This is a genomic window from Variovorax sp. KK3 (assembly GCF_001984055.1).
Classification (GTDB): domain Bacteria; phylum Pseudomonadota; class Gammaproteobacteria; order Burkholderiales; family Burkholderiaceae_C; genus Variovorax.
Genome location: NZ_LYVO01000220.1, coordinates 1 through 307, shown reverse-complemented (window position 1 = coordinate 307; position 307 = coordinate 1). Strand labels below are relative to the sequence as shown.

The following is a 307-nucleotide window of genomic DNA, read 5'->3' as shown; positions in this document are numbered from 1 at the left end:
ATCTACCTGCCGACGGCCAACGGGCCGATGCCGATCGCGGTGGTGATCGATGGTGAAGTGTTCGCGGTGCACAGCGATCACCTGAACACGCCCAGGCGTCTCACGAACAGCCAAGGCCAATCGGTCTGGCAGTGGGCTTACTCGGCGTTCGGGGATGAGAAGCCGACGGTGGCGAAGTACCGGTTTGCGAACCTGGAGAGCAATCCGAATCCGGGGACGACCAACATCTCTGAGGTCATCTTCAACAAGCGGTACGACGGCCATTACTTCGACAAAGAGTCGGGGCTGAACTACAACGTCAACCGGA

General features: G+C 59.3%; 1 protein-coding gene. It reads left to right on the top strand.

Features of this window, described 5'->3' with window-relative positions:
- On the top strand, positions 1 to 307 hold a 307-nt coding region (locus B0W80_RS34255), incomplete at both ends, for an RHS domain-containing protein (RefSeq protein ID WP_143684945.1).